At 66.1% G+C, this 15,340-nt stretch carries 17 protein-coding genes and 1 riboswitch; of the genes, 4 read left to right on the top strand and 13 right to left on the bottom strand.

Annotation, left to right across the window (positions count from 1 at the left end; translation table 11 throughout):
• Positions 1–57 precede the first annotated feature (57 nt).
• The 11 genes from mutM to rsmD all read right to left on the bottom strand — a co-directional run bounded on the left by mutM (position 58) and on the right by rsmD (position 9,172).
• Positions 58–951, bottom strand: coding sequence for a bifunctional DNA-formamidopyrimidine glycosylase/DNA-(apurinic or apyrimidinic site) lyase (gene mutM / locus ACLQ3C_RS02605; protein ID WP_425703159.1), 894 nt, complete (start codon positions 949–951; stop codon positions 58–60).
• Positions 944–1,492, bottom strand: a complete 549-nt coding sequence (locus tag ACLQ3C_RS02600) for a hypothetical protein (protein ID WP_425703158.1) — start codon at positions 1,490–1,492, stop codon at positions 944–946. Before ACLQ3C_RS02600 ends, mutM begins: the two co-directional genes overlap by 8 nt.
• Before the next feature lie 102 nt (positions 1,493–1,594).
• The gene (gene rnc, locus ACLQ3C_RS02595; RefSeq protein WP_425703157.1) at positions 1,595–2,326 is read right to left on the bottom strand and encodes a ribonuclease III; all 732 of its coding nucleotides are present in this window, start codon (positions 2,324–2,326) and stop codon (positions 1,595–1,597) included.
• Positions 2,323–2,979, bottom strand: a complete 657-nt coding sequence (locus ACLQ3C_RS02590) for a YceD family protein (protein ID WP_425703155.1) — start codon at positions 2,977–2,979, stop codon at positions 2,323–2,325. Before ACLQ3C_RS02590 ends, rnc begins: the two co-directional genes overlap by 4 nt.
• 84 nt (positions 2,980–3,063) lie before the next feature.
• Positions 3,064–3,879 (bottom strand): DivIVA domain-containing protein, encoded by an 816-nt coding sequence (locus ACLQ3C_RS02585; RefSeq protein WP_425703525.1) that lies wholly within the window; start codon positions 3,877–3,879, stop codon positions 3,064–3,066.
• Between the two features lie 123 nt (positions 3,880–4,002).
• A complete protein-coding gene (locus ACLQ3C_RS02580) occupies positions 4,003–4,713 on the bottom strand; it encodes a GNAT family N-acetyltransferase (protein WP_425703153.1) in 711 nt (236 codons plus the stop codon).
• A gap of 89 nt (positions 4,714–4,802) precedes the next feature.
• Complete coding sequence (locus ACLQ3C_RS02575; RefSeq protein WP_425703151.1) at positions 4,803–5,819, bottom strand: ABC transporter substrate-binding protein; 1,017 nt, start codon at positions 5,817–5,819, stop codon at positions 4,803–4,805.
• A 93-nt stretch (positions 5,820–5,912) separates the two neighbouring features.
• Entirely contained in the window at positions 5,913–6,725 is an 813-nt protein-coding gene (locus ACLQ3C_RS02570) for an amino acid ABC transporter ATP-binding protein (protein ID WP_425703149.1), read from the bottom strand.
• Positions 6,722–7,735: an amino acid ABC transporter permease gene (locus tag ACLQ3C_RS02565; protein WP_425703147.1), complete on the bottom strand. Its 1,014-nt coding sequence runs from the start codon at positions 7,733–7,735 to the stop codon at positions 6,722–6,724. The genes ACLQ3C_RS02570 and ACLQ3C_RS02565 overlap by 4 nt, the downstream gene beginning before the upstream one ends.
• Positions 7,736–7,866: 131 nt before the next feature.
• Positions 7,867–7,975: riboswitch (SAM riboswitch) on the bottom strand.
• A gap of 126 nt (positions 7,976–8,101) precedes the next feature.
• On the bottom strand, positions 8,102–8,590 hold the full coding sequence (coaD, locus tag ACLQ3C_RS02560) for a pantetheine-phosphate adenylyltransferase (RefSeq protein WP_425703145.1): 489 nt from the start codon (positions 8,588–8,590) through the stop codon (positions 8,102–8,104).
• Positions 8,591–8,602: 12 nt separating this feature from the next.
• Positions 8,603–9,172 carry a 16S rRNA (guanine(966)-N(2))-methyltransferase RsmD gene (gene rsmD / locus ACLQ3C_RS02555; protein ID WP_425703143.1) on the bottom strand — a complete coding sequence of 190 codons (570 nt, stop codon included), beginning with the start codon at positions 9,170–9,172 and terminating at the stop codon, positions 8,603–8,605.
• A gap of 172 nt (positions 9,173–9,344) precedes the next feature.
• On the opposite strand from rsmD, the gene ectA reads away from it, so the two are divergent.
• The 4 genes from ectA (at position 9,345) to ACLQ3C_RS02535 (ending at position 12,764) form a co-directional block, all read left to right on the top strand.
• Entirely contained in the window at positions 9,345–9,872 is a 528-nt protein-coding gene (gene ectA / locus ACLQ3C_RS02550; RefSeq protein ID WP_425703141.1) for a diaminobutyrate acetyltransferase, read from the top strand.
• Between the two features lie 219 nt (positions 9,873–10,091).
• Positions 10,092–11,363 carry a diaminobutyrate--2-oxoglutarate transaminase gene (gene ectB / locus ACLQ3C_RS02545; protein WP_425703139.1) on the top strand — a complete coding sequence of 424 codons (1,272 nt, stop codon included), beginning with the start codon at positions 10,092–10,094 and terminating at the stop codon, positions 11,361–11,363.
• Positions 11,360–11,794 carry an ectoine synthase gene (locus ACLQ3C_RS02540; protein WP_425703137.1) on the top strand — a complete coding sequence of 145 codons (435 nt, stop codon included), beginning with the start codon at positions 11,360–11,362 and terminating at the stop codon, positions 11,792–11,794. Before ectB ends, ACLQ3C_RS02540 begins: the two co-directional genes overlap by 4 nt.
• Before the next feature lie 40 nt (positions 11,795–11,834).
• Positions 11,835–12,764: a Sir2 family NAD-dependent protein deacetylase gene (locus ACLQ3C_RS02535; RefSeq protein ID WP_425703135.1), complete on the top strand. Its 930-nt coding sequence runs from the start codon at positions 11,835–11,837 to the stop codon at positions 12,762–12,764.
• Here the strand turns inward: ACLQ3C_RS02535 and proB are convergent.
• On the bottom strand, positions 12,737–13,852 hold the full coding sequence (proB, locus tag ACLQ3C_RS02530; protein WP_425703133.1) for a glutamate 5-kinase: 1,116 nt from the start codon (positions 13,850–13,852) through the stop codon (positions 12,737–12,739). The genes ACLQ3C_RS02535 and proB overlap by 28 nt on opposite strands.
• Positions 13,849–15,309 carry a GTPase ObgE gene (gene obgE / locus ACLQ3C_RS02525; protein WP_425703131.1) on the bottom strand — a complete coding sequence of 487 codons (1,461 nt, stop codon included), beginning with the start codon at positions 15,307–15,309 and terminating at the stop codon, positions 13,849–13,851. The genes proB and obgE overlap by 4 nt, the downstream gene beginning before the upstream one ends.
• Positions 15,310–15,340 lie beyond the last annotated feature (31 nt).

Raw genomic sequence — 15,340 nt, 5'->3', positions numbered from 1 at the left:
GACCTGTCCAGCAGAAGCTCGGCGCGTCGCTACAGCCCGGCATCGGCCAAGGGGCAGTTAGCGTTTCCGCTGGCAGGACGGACAAGAATAGCTCGAGCGATTCATGAACTGCTCGCGACGCATCATGGCGCCGCAGCGCCGGCACGGCTGCCCCTCGCGTCCATAGGCGTTGAGCGAACGCTCGAAGTATCCCGACTCACCGTTGACGTTGACATAGAGCGCATCGAAGGACGTACCGCCAACCTTCAATGCCTGCGCCATCACGTCCCCAGCGGCGTCGACGAGCTCACGTAATCGCTTGGGCGCCAAAGTATCGGTCATTCGGGTGCCATGCAGCCGCGCTTGCCACAGCGCTTCGTCGGCGTAGATGTTGCCGATCCCGGAGATGATGGTCTGGTCGAGCAGTGCACGTTTGATCTCGGTGTGGCGCGCACGCAATTTCGCGACGACGGCCGCGCGGTCGAAGACCGGGTCGAACGGATCCGGCGCGATGTGGGCGATCGACGCGGGCACGAGCGGCGTCGGTTCCGGATCGGCCACCCCAGAAGCGCTGGAATACGGGTCGGGCACATGCTCGTCGAGGTGCCAGCCGCCGAAAGTGCGCTGGTCGACGAAACGCAGTTCGTCGCCGCCGTCGAGGTGGGCCCGCACGCGCAGATGGGTGTGGTCGGGAGCGCCGGCCCGCGCGATCAGCATCTGCCCACTCATCCCGAGGTGGACGACCAGCGCGGCGTCATCGTCGTCGTCGGCGACGTCGAGCCACAGGTACTTTCCGCGGCGCCGGACCGCGGTGAGAGCCTTTCCGCGCAAACGGGTTTCGAGGTCGGCGCCGCCCCCCACGTGACGGCGCGTGGCCCGGGGATGCAAGACGTCCACGCCGGTGATGCGTCGCCCGACGACATGCTCGGCGAGACCGGAGCGAACGGTCTCCACCTCGGGAAGTTCAGGCATCGCCGCGGCTCAGATGTCCGAGTTCTTCCGAGCCGTATTGTCGCGCGAGCCGCCATTCGTCCTCGCTGACGTACTTTCCGAGAGTGATAGCCAGGAGACCGAGCGCCTGGCCGACCAGGAAGAGGCTACCGACCGCGAGCAGTCCGCCCGCCAGCGATGAACCCGCAGTGGCCGTGAGTCCGGTGGTCACTCCTGCCGCTCCGCCCACCCGGACATGGGCCGGGTTCTGGGGGGCAAAGCTCATCGGGTGGTGCGCGGCACGATCTTCTGGCGGGCGCCGAGGCGTGAGGTATGCGCTATAGCAACTCCACACCACCGGAATGGCAGCAACAGCAATAGCGCCGACGCGACCGACGGGCGATGCGATGAGGTCAACGAGCGCAACGATCAACGCCGAGATTCCTACCGAGACGGCAAGGGCAAGCAAGAGCGCAAAAGCTGTCAACCAGCAGCGCCGACGCCAGTACGCGAATCCACGGTCGTACCAGCTCGTCGCGAAGTATTTGATCGACGGTACCGGCCTCGTCGGTCGGTCACTCATCCGGACACGCTGTGCCATAGGATCTTTGCTCCACCCCTGTCGGTACCCATGTCCGGCACATAGTGCTTCGCCGCGCGGTTCATGTGTGTCGATCGGGCACGGTCACGAGGCGCCGGCGCGATCGGTCAGCGTCTGCCAGGCCAGGGCCGCCGCCTTCTGCTCGGCCTCCTTCTTGGTCCGGCCGATACCCTGACCGACGTGCTCGCCGGCGATCACCGCCATCGCGGTGAACTCTTTGCTGTGGTCGGGCCCCGTCGAGGAGACCTGGTACTGCGGCGGGCCGAACCCGCGCTCGGCAGCAAGTTCCTGCAGGGACGTCTTCCAGTCGAGTCCGGCGCCGAGATCGCCTGCGCGCTCGATCATCTCATCGAACAAACCCAAGACGACCTGCTGCGAGGTGGCGAGCCCATGATCGAGATAGACTGCGCCCAATAGTGATTCGAGGCCATCAGCAAGGATCGAATCCTTGTCGCGGCCGCCGGTGAGCTCTTCTCCCCGACCGAGATACAGGTAAGCTCCCAGCCCGTCCTCTCCCAGGCCGCGCGCCACCTCGGCGAGGGCATGCATGTTCACCACACTGGCCCGGATCTTGGCCAGTTCACCCTCGGGCCGCTCGGGAAATCGCAGATAGAGCCGCTCGGTGATGACGACACCGAGTACCGAATCCCCCAGGAACTCCAAGCGTTCGTTGGTGGGTAATCCGCCATGTTCGTAAGCGTAGGAACGATGCGTCAGCGCCAGGGTCAACAATTCGTCGGAGATCTCGGTACCGAGCGCCGCCAACAGCGGACCGCACGACGGGGGCCGCTTGCCCCGGCGCTTGCCATCACTCACTGCACGCCTCGTGTCCGGCCACGATCGTCGGAACCTCCCTGATCGCTCGATGTCGTGGTCGTGCCGTCGCCGAGATCACCGAACTTGTCGACGAGCCCGGCCCACCGCGGATCGATGAGCTCGTGTCCGTGACCCGATTCGGCGCCATCCAGCGGCACCCCGCAGACACTGCACAACCCGGGACAATCCTCGCGACACAACGGCGACATCGGCAGTTCGAGGGCGACCGCGTCGATGATGGCCTGTTCCAGGTCGACCCGGTCGTCGACTATGCGATGTACCTCGTCGTCATCGGACGTCTGTTCGGTCTCGCTGTTCGGGTACGCGTAGAGCTCGGTCAAAAAGACCGTGACGGTGCCGTCGACGGGTTCGAGGCAGCGCGCACACTGACCCTGCGTCTCCCCACAGACCGTTCCGGTGATCAGGACGCCCTCACTGACCGACTCGAGTCGGAGATCGAGATCGACCTCGGAATCAGCGGGGATGCCGATCATCTCCACGCCCAGCCGCTCCGGTGTGCGAACGGTCTGGTGCACCTCGGTCATCGTGCCCGGACGGCGGCCGAGCGAACGGATGTCGAGTACGAAGGGACCACGCGCATGCGCGGGAGCCGCACCCGAACGGGAACCTGGAGTCACTGCATTTTCGGCCACAAATGCACCATACGCCAAGGTCAGCGAATCATCGAATGAGCGCGAACCCCCGTGTCGACGCACGCGAGAGCCTCCGTAGATGGCCTACACGGCCAGCGGCGACACCGAGTCGTCGGCATCATCGCGCGACCGGCCACGCGGGTGATCGTGGTCGACGCTGCGGGGGTATTCGACGTAGTCGTGCATCCCGGCGCCGGTGCGCAGCTGATGGCGTCCGCGGTTCACCGACCGCATCGTGTTGGTGAGCACCTCTTCGAACTGCGCCAACTTCTCGTCGACGTAGACATCGCAGTCTCCGCGCAGACGATCGACCTCGGCGTGCGCCGCGTCGATGATGCGTTCGGCCTCGGACTTCGCCGCCGCCACGACCTCGGCCTCCGACACCAGCCGCTGTTGCTCGGCGATCCCGTCGGCGACCGACTTGTCGTAGGTGTTGTTGGCGGCGTCGATGCTCCGCTGCGCCTCGGCACGGGCTCGCCCCGTCACCGCTTCGAACTCGCGCGCCGCGCTGGTCGAGAGCCGCCGAGCCTCGTCGGCGGCCTCGTCGACCAGCGACTTTCCGTGGTTGTTCGCCTCGTCGACCATCCGGTCGGCATGCGCCTTGGCGTCGGCGAGGATGCGATCGGCCTCGGCACGAGCGTGTGCGAGGACCGCCTCGGACTCCGAATCGGCGTTGCCGGTCACGGTGTCGGCATGCGATCGGGCGTCTTCGAGCATCGAGTCACGGCTGTCGAGTACGTCCTGCGCGTCGTCGAGCTCGCCCGGGATCGAGTCCTTGATGTCATCGAGCAGTTCCAGCACGTCGCCGCGTGGAACCACACATCCCGCGGTCATCGGAACGCTACGTGCCTCCTCGACGATTGCGACGAGTTCGTCGAGTGCTTCGAATACGCGGTACACAGCCACCCCAATCCGGCTCACGCCATTGGTCATCTGGTGAAACTTCTGTGACTATTGTGCCGAATGGGATCGCTGTGGTTATGGAGGTCAGAGTGGTCGGCGTGTCACGTGATACCCGAGGGATCACTCAGGGACGCGGATCGACCCGAATGTCAGCTCCTTGCGCAGCTCGAACCCCAACGATTCGTAGAGCCGGATGGCGCCTCGGTTGTCGGCTGCCGCATGCAAGAACGGGGTCTCACCGCGTCGCACGATGCCGTCGGCAACGGCGAGCACCAGCCGCGCGGCCAGCCCTTGCCCGCGGTACGCCGGATCGGTGCACACCGCGCTGATCTCGGTCGCGCCCACGGGATGCAGACGCTCGCCGGCCATCGCGATCAGTGCGCCATCAGCGATGATCCCCCGGTAGGTACCCATCTCGATGGTCCGCGGGAGAAAGGGCCCGGGACGGGTGCGCGCCACCAGATCCATCATCGCCGGGACATCGTCGTCGGTCAGCACCACCGCAGAGCGATCGGCCATTGCAGCGACCGATCGCGCGATCATCTGCACTCCGGGCAGACTCATCGTGATCTCCCAGCCGGGCGGCGGGGTGGGCATGACTCCCGAGATCGGCACGGTGCCACCCGGACCGAAGAACTCGGCGGCGTCGGCCCAGTCCGCAGGTCCGGGATCGTGCGGGAATGCCGCGAATATCGACACGTCGTCCCGATAACGCAGGATGCGGCCGTGTCGCTGCGCCAGGTGCCGGTGGTGCCCGGTCAGCGACGATCGGATCGGGTCGTCGAGAACGCTTGTGTCCGTGCCTGTCCCACCATCCCGGTCGATATCCATGAGGTGATGATGTCCCATCGGCGAATCCTCCTGTTTCTCAGGTCGCCAGTTGGCGAGCCGGAGCCGGCCACCACCTGCACATGAGCCCCTCAGCTGTCGTTGCGGGGCAGCCCGGGCGGGTTGATCTGCGAGGCCGGCAACGCCTCGGCCGACAGATGCCACGCCGCGAGCAATTTGGCGTAGGCACCGGTGGAGATCAGGTGATTGATCGCATCGGCCAGCGGCCCGACCAGTCCGTTACCCTTCTTGGTCGTCGCGGCGATGAGACCCTGCAAGGTGGAGCCGGCACCCGAGTAGGTTCCGGCCACCCGCGTGGCCTTCGGGGTGTTGGCGGTCTGTACGACGTGGTACGAGATGGTCGGATTGGGCGCCAGATACGCGTCGATCTTGCCCGAGGCGAGCGCCAAATTGAACGAGTTGCCGTCCGGGAAGTACACCACGTTCAACGTCTTGCCCTCGGCAGCGAGTTTGTCGCGCCACTTCAGCAGGATCCGTTCCTGATTGGTGCCCGACCCGACGGCCACGGTCTTACCCGCAAGATTCTCGTAGTTTCCGTCGAAGTTCCACGCGTTCGACTTGAGCACCTCGAAGGCCAGTTCGTCCTTGCGGTACGTGGCGAAGTCGTATTTGTCCTTGCGCTCCTCGGTCACCGTGATGTTGGAGAAGCCCACATCCGAGCGGCCGCTGCTGATGCCGACGAAGAGATTTTCCCACGTGGAGTTGCCGACCACCGGCTTGAGGCCGAGTACCGCCGCGACGGCGCGCCCGAGATCGGGTTCGACGCCGGTCAGCGTGTGCTGATCGGAACCGATGAACGCCAGCGGCGGATTCCCCGAGGGCAGGGCGCCGATGCCGATCGTGAGCTGACCGGAATCACGCACCTTCGCCGGCAGCGCCTTGCGAATCGAATCCACCTGCGGCACAGAGAGCGTGGTCTCCTGCGCCGCCCCGTTGGAGACAGCGCCGATGACGACGCTGCCCGGCGTGCCCGACGAGTCGGCGGCATCACTGGACCCGCCCGAGCAGGCGGTGACCAGTGTTGCGGTGAGTACTCCGCCGATGGCCACGGCGCCGAGCCGGGCGACGAGGGATCGAGAAGATGACATGGTGTAACTCCATTTCTGCAGGGGATGATCGACGAGGCCGGGCGGACACTGTGTCCTCCGCACCCGTCGGCATAGGTGTGACGGACGCGGAATTCAGAGGACCCGCGTCAGGAAATCCTTTGTCCGGGCGTGCGATGGGCTGTCGAGTACCTGTTCCGGCGTGCCCTGCTCGACGATCAGGCCGTCATCGAGGAAGACGACGGTGTCGGCGACCTCACGGGCAAATCCGATCTCGTGGGTGACGATGATCATCGTGGTGCCGGTGGCAGTGAGGTCGGCGATCACCGCGAGCACCTCACCGACGAGTTCGGGATCGAGCGCCGAGGTCGGTTCGTCGAAAAGCAGGACCCGCGGATCGAGCGCGAGCGCCCGAGCAATCGCCACTCGCTGCTGTTGTCCGCCGGAGAGCTGGCGCGGGTATGCGTCGAACTTGTCCGAAAGTCCGACTCGCTCAAGGAGTTTACGCGCGATGTCGCCGGCTTCTGCACGCCGGGCGCGGCGCGTCGACACCAGCGCCGCGGTGATGTTCTCCGCGGCAGTGAGATTGGAGAACAAATTGAACGACTGGAAGACGTAGCCGATGTTGCGCCGTTGACGCAGGATCGCCCGTTCGGGCAGCTCCTTGAGGTGCCCGTTGAGCCGGCGCACGCCGATCAGCTCTCCCCCGACGCTGACATGGCCGGCATCGAGTCGGTCGAGATGGTTGATCGCCCGCAGCAGCGTCGACTTTCCGGAACCCGACGGGCCCAGGACCACCGTCACCTCGCCGGGACGAACACTCAGGTCGATGCCCTGGAGAACGTGATTGTCCCCGTACCAACGGTGCGCGTCGACGATGTCGACACCGGCGCCGCGAGCCCGGTCGGAGGGGGAAACAGCCTGAGCTGTATTCGATTTCACACTCATACCGCACGCATCCAGGGCCGCAATGCGATGCCACGGCGAACTGTCACCACGGCCGTGCGGGCACGTTGCAGCGGAGTCGGCGGCAACGTTCGCACCGCCCCCCGCGCGAAGTGGCGTTCGACGTAGAACTGGACGACCGATACCACGCTGGTCAAGATGACGTACCAGACCGTCGCCACCATGAGCAGGGGAATGATGTCACCGGAGTATGTGCTGCTCTGGGTCGAGACCACGCCGAACAGATCGAGCAACGAGACGTAGTAGACCAGCGAGGTCGACTTGATCAGTCCGATCAGCAGATTCACATAGGACGGCACGATCGTGCGCAGCGCCTGGGGCAGCGTGATCCGCAGGAATTGGTAGCCGCGCGGGATGCCCAGCGCGGCGGCCGCCTCGTGTTGCCCCTGATCGACCGACAGGATCCCACCCCGCACGATCTCCGCGGCGAATGCCGCCTCGTGCACGGTGATACCGACGACCGCGATGATGAAAGGTGTGGCCAGGTCGGCTTCGGATATGTGGAAAAGTCCTGGACCGAAGGGGATTCCGAGACTCAGGCTCTGATAAAGGGCCCCGAAGTTGAACAGGATGAGCAGCAGGACGATCAGCGGAATCGATCGGAAGAACCAGACATAGGCCCAGCTCACCGCCGCCAGGACCGGGTTCTTCGACAGTCGCATGAGCGCGAGCACGATACCGACGCCGAGGCCCAGAACCGCACTGTAGGCGGCGACTTCGAGAGTCACGCCGAGTCCCTCGATCACCACGGGACGAAAGATCCAGTAGCCGAAACGATCCCACTGAAAGAAGGAGTTCGTGGCCACTCCATGGATGATCTGTGCCACGACGACAAGCACGATCGCCGCCAGCACCCAGCGGCCCGGATGCCACAGTGGCACCACACGTTCCGGCCTGGCGACGTCGGGCACCTCGGTGGCTGCCGACGGTGGTGACGGATCGGGCGGCGCATGACCGCGGGCCTTCGTCGACGGCGATGGGGCGGCTGACATGTGTGAACTCTCCTGTACGGGAACGGGGGCAGCACGATGACGCTGCAGACCACACCGACACCCGCGCAATAGCATCAGGCGTCGAGAGACCACGGCGACCGGCGGTTCGATGCGGAACCGGCACGTCGAATCCATCGCGCTTATCGGGGGAAACCCGATCCGGTCGTCACCTGGGGCACCCCACCGCGATGCGAGGGTTGCCGGTCAGCAAGCCAGGGCTTGTCGCTGACGCTCATGACCGTCGAGCTCACGATAGTGAGGCGGCCCTCGCCGGTCAGCGTTCACATTCTCGGAGATTTTTTCCCGGCGCAGGCGCCTCGGATTCGTCCGCTGCAGGCGTCACCGCGCGGCCGGTGACCTGCCGGCTCAGATGGTGCGTTCGCCCGCAAGGTTGGCCTCCAGTCGCCGGAGGATGTGGGGCGCAAGGAACGGCGCCACGTCACCGCCGAGTTTGGCGACCTCCTTGACCAGTGAACTCGATACGTGCGCGTATCGCGGATCGGTCAACAGGAAGACGGTCTCGACGTCGGCCAGTTCCCGGTTCATCTGCGCCATCGGCAACTCGTAGTCGAAATCGACCGCCGAACGCAGCCCCTTGACGATCGAATGGATCGAGTTGTTCCGCAGATAGTCGACGAGCAGTCCCTGCCACCGGTCGACGCGGACGTTGGGCAGATCGGCGCAGTCCTCGGCGATGAGCTCGAGTCGCTCCTCGACGGAGAAGAGACCACGCTTGTTGGGGTTGACCACGACGGTGACCACCAACTCGTCGAAGCACCGGGCCGCGCGCTCCACGACGTAACGGTGTCCGCGTGTGAAGGGATCGAAGGAACCGGGTATCACCGCACTGGTCATGCTCTGCAGAACCTACTCGTCCGCGGCGACACCGGGGCGTGCGACCTTCACCGTGGTGTCGCCATAGGATTTGTCGACGACCAGTTCCCAGCCCGGGGGCCACGAGAGGACGGCTCGGCGTCCGCGCTCGAGGACCACCAGCCCGTCGTCGGTGAGCCAACCACCGGTGGCCAACGCTGACAGATCGGCGGCCACCTCATCATCGGCGAGCGCATACGGAGGGTCGGAGAACACCACGTCGAATCGGCCGGGCGCGGCACCGGCAAGGAATGCCGACACCGGCGAGGTGATCACACGCCCCGAGGCGGCCGCCCCGACGGCCGTCAGATTCGCGGAGATCGTGCGAGCCGCGCGCCCCCGGCTGTCGACGAAGACCGCCGACGACGCCCCGCGCGAGAGCGCTTCGAGGCCGAGCGCGCCGGACCCGGCATAAAGATCGAGCACGTGGGTACTCGTCAGATCGATGCGCGCGTCGAGCATGCTGAAGACCGACTCACGCACACGGTCGGAGGTGGGTCTGGTGCCCTCGTCGGGAACTGTGAGTCTGCGACCGCCGAAGCGACCTGCGATGATCCGCGTCACCGCTCCATACTGCCCTCCCCGTCACCGCGATCCGCACGCCGTAGGCCCGTGCGCAACCGTTTGTGTCCCGCATCACATCTGCCGGGTGAACTGGGGTTAAGTGGGAGATTCGAGGTCCGATTTGTGCAGGCGGGTGAATTCGCCGACACACGTTGTTAACGTCGAGTGCGTTATGAGCCCGTCCCACACAAGTTCGGCCACATCAACCCAACTAGTTCTCGACTACCGCGCGCCGAAGGTCGCCGACGGTACCCGCCTCTGGGAAATCGCCAGGGACTCGCAAGTTCTCGACGTCAACTCGAGTTACGCGTACGTGCTGTGGTGCCGCGACTTCGCCGACACCTCGATCGTCGCCGAAGTCGACGGTCTGCCAGTAGGCTTCGTCACGGGCTACCGCCGCCCGTCAGATCCGTCGACGCTGATGGTCTGGCAGGTGGCCGTCGACGACACCTATCGCGGCCACCGGATCGCCGGGACGATGCTTCATCGTCTCTTCGATCGCGTCAGCGGACGCGGTGCCGTGGCGATGCACACCACCATCAGCCCGGACAACGTTGCCTCGCAACGACTTTTTGCCTCAGTCGCCGCAGCGCGCGGACTGGGGTTCGAACGCCGCGACCTGTTTGCGGCCGACGACTTCCCGGACGCCCACGAGCCCGAGGATCTCTACCTCCTCGAGCCAGAAGTTCCAGAACCATAGGGGCGCAACGTTTTTGGTGTTCACTGACTGCGCCGTGGCGCACTCAGGGTGCAATTGTTGCCCCAACCGGAGCACCGCATCGTGTGTCGCCGGAGGACTTGTCCGGGGTGTCTTCCGGCAGCGGCGCCCTCTCGGTCGGATGATGCGGCCGGTCACCTGCGATACACACTCGCACCGGTCATCGCCGACCCGACGATTTCCCATATTGGAGGAATGCCCATGAATAAGCTCGATACCACGATCGATGATTCGGTCTTCACGCAATACGAGTCCGAGGTGCGCAGCTATTGCCGCACGTGGCCGACGGTGTTCGGACAGGCGCGCGGTTCGTGGCTGACCAACACCGACGGTGCCCGCTACCTCGACTTCTTCGCCGGCGCCGGCGCCCTGAACTACGGGCACAACAACCCGGTGCTCAAGTCCGCCCTGCTCGATTACATCGAGTCCGACGGCATCACCCATGGTCTTGACATGTCCACTGTGGCCAAGGGTGAATTCATCCAGGCATTCGCCTCGAAGATCCTGGCCCCGCGCGGCCTGGACTACAAGATCCAGTTCCCCGGCCCCACCGGCACCAACGCGGTCGAGTCGGCACTGAAGCTGGCCCGCAAGGTGACCGGTCGCGAATCGATCGTGAGCTTCACCAACGCCTTTCACGGCATGACGTTGGGTTCGCTGTCGGTGACCGGCAACTCGATGAAGCGCGCCGGTGCCGGCATCCCGCTCGTGCATGCCACGCCGATGCCCTTCGACAACTACCTCGGTGGTTCCGTCGAGGACTTCAGCTGGTTCGAGCGCGTCCTCGACGATTCCGGCAGTGGTCTGAATCTGCCCGCCGCGGTGATCGTGGAAACCGTGCAGGGCGAGGGTGGGGTGAATGTCGCCCGGGCCGAGTGGCTGCGCGCACTATCGGAGCTGTGCCGCCGCCGCGACATCCTTCTCATCGTCGACGACGTGCAGATGGGATGCGGCCGCACCGGCGAGTTCTTCTCCTTCGAGGAAGCCGGCATCAAGCCCGACATCGTGACCCTCTCGAAGTCGATCAGTGGCTACGGACTGCCGCTGGCCCTGGTACTCATCCGTCGCGACCTCGACGTGTGGTCACCGGGCGAGCACAACGGCACCTTCCGCGGCAACAATCCCGCCTTCGTGACCGCCACCAAGGCGATCGAGCACTATTGGTCCGACGACACGCTCACCCGCGACGTCCACATGAAGGGCCGTCAGATCGACGAGGTGCTCAGCACGCTAGCCGCCCGGCACGACGGTGTCTCGACCCGCGGACGCGGTATGGCCCGCGGACTGGTGTTCGGCGAGGCCGCCGACGCAGGCAAGGTGTGCGCCGCCGCCTTCGGCGCCGGATTGCTCGCCGAGACCTCGGGGCCTTCCGACGAGGTCGTCAAACTGCTTCCGCCACTGACCATTTCCACCGAGGATCTCGACCGCGGTCTGGGAATTCTCGCCGACGCCACCGAGGAGGTGCTCGCATGATCGTGCGCACCACAGACGAGATCACCGGAACCGACCGCGACGTCGCCGACCCCAAGGGCAATTGGGTGTCCAAGCGAATCGTGCTCGGCGGCGACCGGGTCGGGTTCTCCTTCCACGAGACCACGATCGACGCCGGCAGCGTCAACGAGTTCCATTACGCCAACCACATCGAGGCCGTCTGGCTCGTGGAGGGCACCGGCACCCTTCTCGACCGGGAAACCGGCGAGACCTATCCCTTGGCCCCCGGCACCATGTATCTGCTCAACGGTCACGAGCGGCACACCGTCACCGCAGATACGCAGATGCGGATGCTGTGTGTCTTCAACCCGCCGGTCGTGGGCACCGAGGTACACGACGAGCACGGGGTGTATCCACTGGTGACCGTGCCCGAGCAACAAGGCGGCAAGCACGCGGATACCGCCAACGCCTGAGGCGGCGCACCCGCGCACGCGAATCGATATCCTCGATCAGGTGCGCACCCGCTTACAGATCGGCTGGGTCCCGGCCGAACCGACGCCGCTCGACGAGGATCTCGACATCCTCCTCGAGCGGCTTTCGGCACTTCTGGACGGGGCGCGGATCACCGCACTCACCGGGGCGGGCATCTCCACCGACTCCGGCATCCCCGACTATCGGAGCCCCGGCGCGCCGGTCCGCACTCCGATGACCGCCCAGATGTTCGCGTCCACACCAGAGTTCCGCAGGCACTACTGGGCCCGAAATCACCTCGGCTGGCGCCACATGGACGCCGCGCGTCCCAACCTCGCCCATCACGCGCTCACCACGATGCAGGCACAGGGACGTCTGGCGGGGATCATCACCCAGAACGTCGACATGCTGCACACCAAGGCGGGTAGCCGGCGGGTCATCGAACTGCACGGCTGTTACGGGCGGGTGCGCTGTGTGGCGTGCGGCTTCACCCTGTCGCGGCACCGGCTCGCGGAGACTCTGGAAGAGCTCAACCCCGGTTTCGCACAACGGGTCCGGGGCCGCGGGGCGATCGAGGTGGCCCCGGACGCCGACATGATGCTCGACGACACCGACGATTTCGTGGTCGCCGATTGCCCGCGATGCGGCGGGATCCTCAAACCCGACATCGTGTACTTCGGCGAGAACGCACCCAAGGAGCTTGTCGCGCAGGCATTCTCGCTCATCGACGACTGCGACGCGCTACTCGTCGCGGGATCGTCGCTGACCGTGATGAGCGGTCTGCGCTTCGCGCGCCACGCCCAACGCACCGGCAAGACCCTGGTGGTGCTCAACCGGGGCGCCACCCGGGCCGACGCGATTGCCGACCTCAAGATCGATCACTACTGCGGCATCGTACTGCCCGCGCTGGCCGGGGTCGGCGAGCGCGACACCGATCGCTTGGCTCAGACGGTCACCAGATCGTCGGCGTGAATCACCGGGCGCCGCAACTGTTCTGGCAGCTGCGAGGTCGATCGCCCGACCATCCGCGCCACGTCGTCGGCGGCGTAAGACGACACGCCACGTGCGCGGACCGTGCCGGTGGAATCGACGAGTTCGACGACGTCACCGTCGGAGAACCCGCCGTGCACCCCGATCACTCCGGCGGCCAGTAGCGAGCGCCGCCGGGCGCCGACCGCATTCACCGCCCCATCATCGAGGACGATCTGTCCGCGCGCGTCGGCAGCATGGCGCACCCAGAATCGCCGCGCCGACAATCGGTCGGGCCGGGGAGCGAAAACCGTTCCCACCGAGGCGGTCCCGAGTGCCTGGGCGGCGTCGGCGGCGGCGGCCAGCAGTACCGGAACCCCGCCGTCGGCCGCCAGCCGCGCCGCGGCCAGCTTGGACGCCATCCCGCCGGTGCCGAGCGCACCACCCGAACCGGCGATCACACCATCGAGGTCCTCGGGCCCGTTGACCTCAGAGATCAGTTGCGCGACCCGACCGCCGGGGCCGGGCTTGCGCGGATCACCGTCGTAAAGGCCGTTCACATCCGACAGGAGCACGAGCGCGTCGGCGCCGGAGAGATGCGCGACGAGGGCCGCGAGCCGGTCGTTGTCGCCGAATCGGATCTCGTTGGTGGCGACGGTGTCGTTCTCGTTCACGATCCCGACCGCGCCGAGGGATCGCAGTCGATCCAGGGTCCGTTGCGCGTTCGCGTGGTGGGCGCGGTTGGAGATGTCATCGGCGGTGAGCAGCACCTGGCCGACGGTGCGCCCGTATCGGGCGAAGCTGGTCCCCCACGCGTAGGCCAACGTCAATTGACCGACGCTGGCGGCGGCCTGCTTGGTCGCCAGATCGGTGGGGCGCTTCTTGAGGCCCAGCGGCGCGATACCCGCGCCGATCGCACCGGAGGACACCACCGTCACGTCGGAGCCGGCACGCATCCGCGCTTCGAGTACATCGGTGAGCCGATCGAGCCGCGCCATGTCCAGGCCGGTCCCGAGATCGGTCAGCGCCGACGACCCGATCTTGACGACGATGCTGCGCGCACGTGCGATCCGTTCGCGCACAACGCTCATTGCCGGTCGGCCTCGTCGTCGGGCAGACCACGACGCATCCGGCGCGCCTGCTTGCGCTCGGCAGCCCCCATCCGGTCGGACCGCTCCAGACGGATGTCGGTGCCCCGCTCGGTGATCGGTACGTCATCACCCATCGGCGTGGTCGGCTCCCAGTCGAAGCTCACCTCACCGATGGTCACCGGGGCGCCGGGCTCGGCGCCGAGACGCACCAGCGCATCCTCGACACCGAGACGGTTGAGCCGGTCGGCGAGGTAGCCCACCGCCTCATCATTGTCGAACTGGGTCTGCGCGATCCACCGCTCGGGACGGGTTCCGGTGACGATGAATCCGCCGGGCGTGGCCGGATCGGGTGACACCGCGAACTGCGCCTCGTCGACGGCCTTGGGCCGGATGACGGCTCGGCGTGCCTTCGGCTTCGGATGAGCCTCGTGATAGTCGTCGACCATGCGCCGCAGCGCATTGGTCAGCTCACGCAGCCCCTCGTGGGTGACGGCGGAGATCCGGAACACCGGCCAACCACGCTGCGCCAGTTCAGGTTCCACGAGATCGGCGAGATCGGCTGCATCGGGGACGTCGATCTTGTTGAGAATGACCACCCGCGGGCGCTCCGCGAGATCACCGAGCCCGTGGTCGGCGGCCAGCGCGGGCCGGTAGGCAGCGAGTTCGGCCTCCAGCGCGTCGATGTCTGACACCGGGTCACGCCCGGGTTCGAGAGTGGCGCAATCGACGACGTGCGCGAGCACCGCGCAGCGTTCGAGATGGCGCAGGAATTCCAGACCCAGGCCACGTCCGCTCGAGGCGCCCGGTATGAGTCCGGGTACGTCGGCAATCGTGAAGACGCCACCGGGAGCCTGCACCACACCCAGATTGGGCTGCAGCGTGGTGAAGGGATAGTCGGCGATCTTGGGCTTGGCCGCCGAGAGCACCGACACCAGCGACGATTTGCCCGCCGACGGGAACCCCACCAGGCCGACGTCGGCAACCGACTTCAGCTCCAGGACCAGATCTCGCTGCCTGCCCTCTTCACCGAGCAGCGCGAAACCGGGTGCCTTACGTGCACGTGACGCCAGGGCGGCGTTGCCCAATCCTCCGCGGCCACCCTGTGCGGCCTCGAAGGCCGTGCCCTCGCCGACGAGGTCGGCGAGGATGCTGCCGTCGCCGTCGAGGACCACGGTGCCATCGGGAACGGCGAGCACCAGATCCTGACCATTCGCCCCGTCGCGGTTGTCACCCTGACCCGGGTTGCCGTTGCCCGCCTTGGCGTGCGGGCGGAAGTGGAAGTCGAGCAGGGTGTGCACCTGCGGATCGACGACGAGACGTACCGAACCGCCGTTGCCCCCATCGCCACCGTCGGGACCGCCGAGTGGCTTGAATTTCTCCCGGTGAACCGATGAACAGCCGTGGCCGCCGTTACCGGCGGCGACGTGAATGGTCACCCGGTCGACGAACCGCGACATGACAACGTCCTTCGTGTAGGGCCTTCCAGTC

The organism is Gordonia sp. DT30 (assembly GCF_049844915.1).
Taxonomy (GTDB): domain Bacteria; phylum Actinomycetota; class Actinomycetes; order Mycobacteriales; family Mycobacteriaceae; genus Gordonia.
Note: the sequence above shows the minus strand (reverse complement) of the source record. Positions and strands in the feature narration are given on the sequence as shown.

What these genes read in the sequence shown, in the direction of transcription:
- mutM (WP_425703159.1), bottom strand. Translation starts at nt 951, where the DNA reads ATGCCTGAACTTCCCGAGGTGGAGACCGTTCGCTCCGGTCTCGCCGAG.
- ACLQ3C_RS02600 (WP_425703158.1), bottom strand. Translation starts at nt 1,492, where the DNA reads ATGAGTGACCGACCGACGAGGCCGGTACCGTCGATCAAATACTTCGCG.
- ACLQ3C_RS02580 (WP_425703153.1), bottom strand. Translation starts at nt 4,713, where the DNA reads ATGGATATCGACCGGGATGGTGGGACAGGCACGGACACAAGCGTTCTC.
- ACLQ3C_RS02575 (WP_425703151.1), bottom strand. Translation starts at nt 5,819, where the DNA reads ATGTCATCTTCTCGATCCCTCGTCGCCCGGCTCGGCGCCGTGGCCATC.
- ACLQ3C_RS02570 (WP_425703149.1), bottom strand. Translation starts at nt 6,725, where the DNA reads ATGAGTGTGAAATCGAATACAGCTCAGGCTGTTTCCCCCTCCGACCGG.
- ACLQ3C_RS02565 (WP_425703147.1), bottom strand. Translation starts at nt 7,735, where the DNA reads ATGTCAGCCGCCCCATCGCCGTCGACGAAGGCCCGCGGTCATGCGCCG.
- coaD (WP_425703145.1), bottom strand. Translation starts at nt 8,590, where the DNA reads ATGACCAGTGCGGTGATACCCGGTTCCTTCGATCCCTTCACACGCGGA.
- ectA (WP_425703141.1), top strand. Translation starts at nt 9,345, where the DNA reads ATGAGCCCGTCCCACACAAGTTCGGCCACATCAACCCAACTAGTTCTC.
- ectB (WP_425703139.1), top strand. Translation starts at nt 10,092, where the DNA reads ATGAATAAGCTCGATACCACGATCGATGATTCGGTCTTCACGCAATAC.
- ACLQ3C_RS02540 (WP_425703137.1), top strand. Translation starts at nt 11,360, where the DNA reads ATGATCGTGCGCACCACAGACGAGATCACCGGAACCGACCGCGACGTC.
- proB (WP_425703133.1), bottom strand. Translation starts at nt 13,852, where the DNA reads ATGAGCGTTGTGCGCGAACGGATCGCACGTGCGCGCAGCATCGTCGTC.
- obgE (WP_425703131.1), bottom strand. Translation starts at nt 15,309, where the DNA reads ATGTCGCGGTTCGTCGACCGGGTGACCATTCACGTCGCCGCCGGTAAC.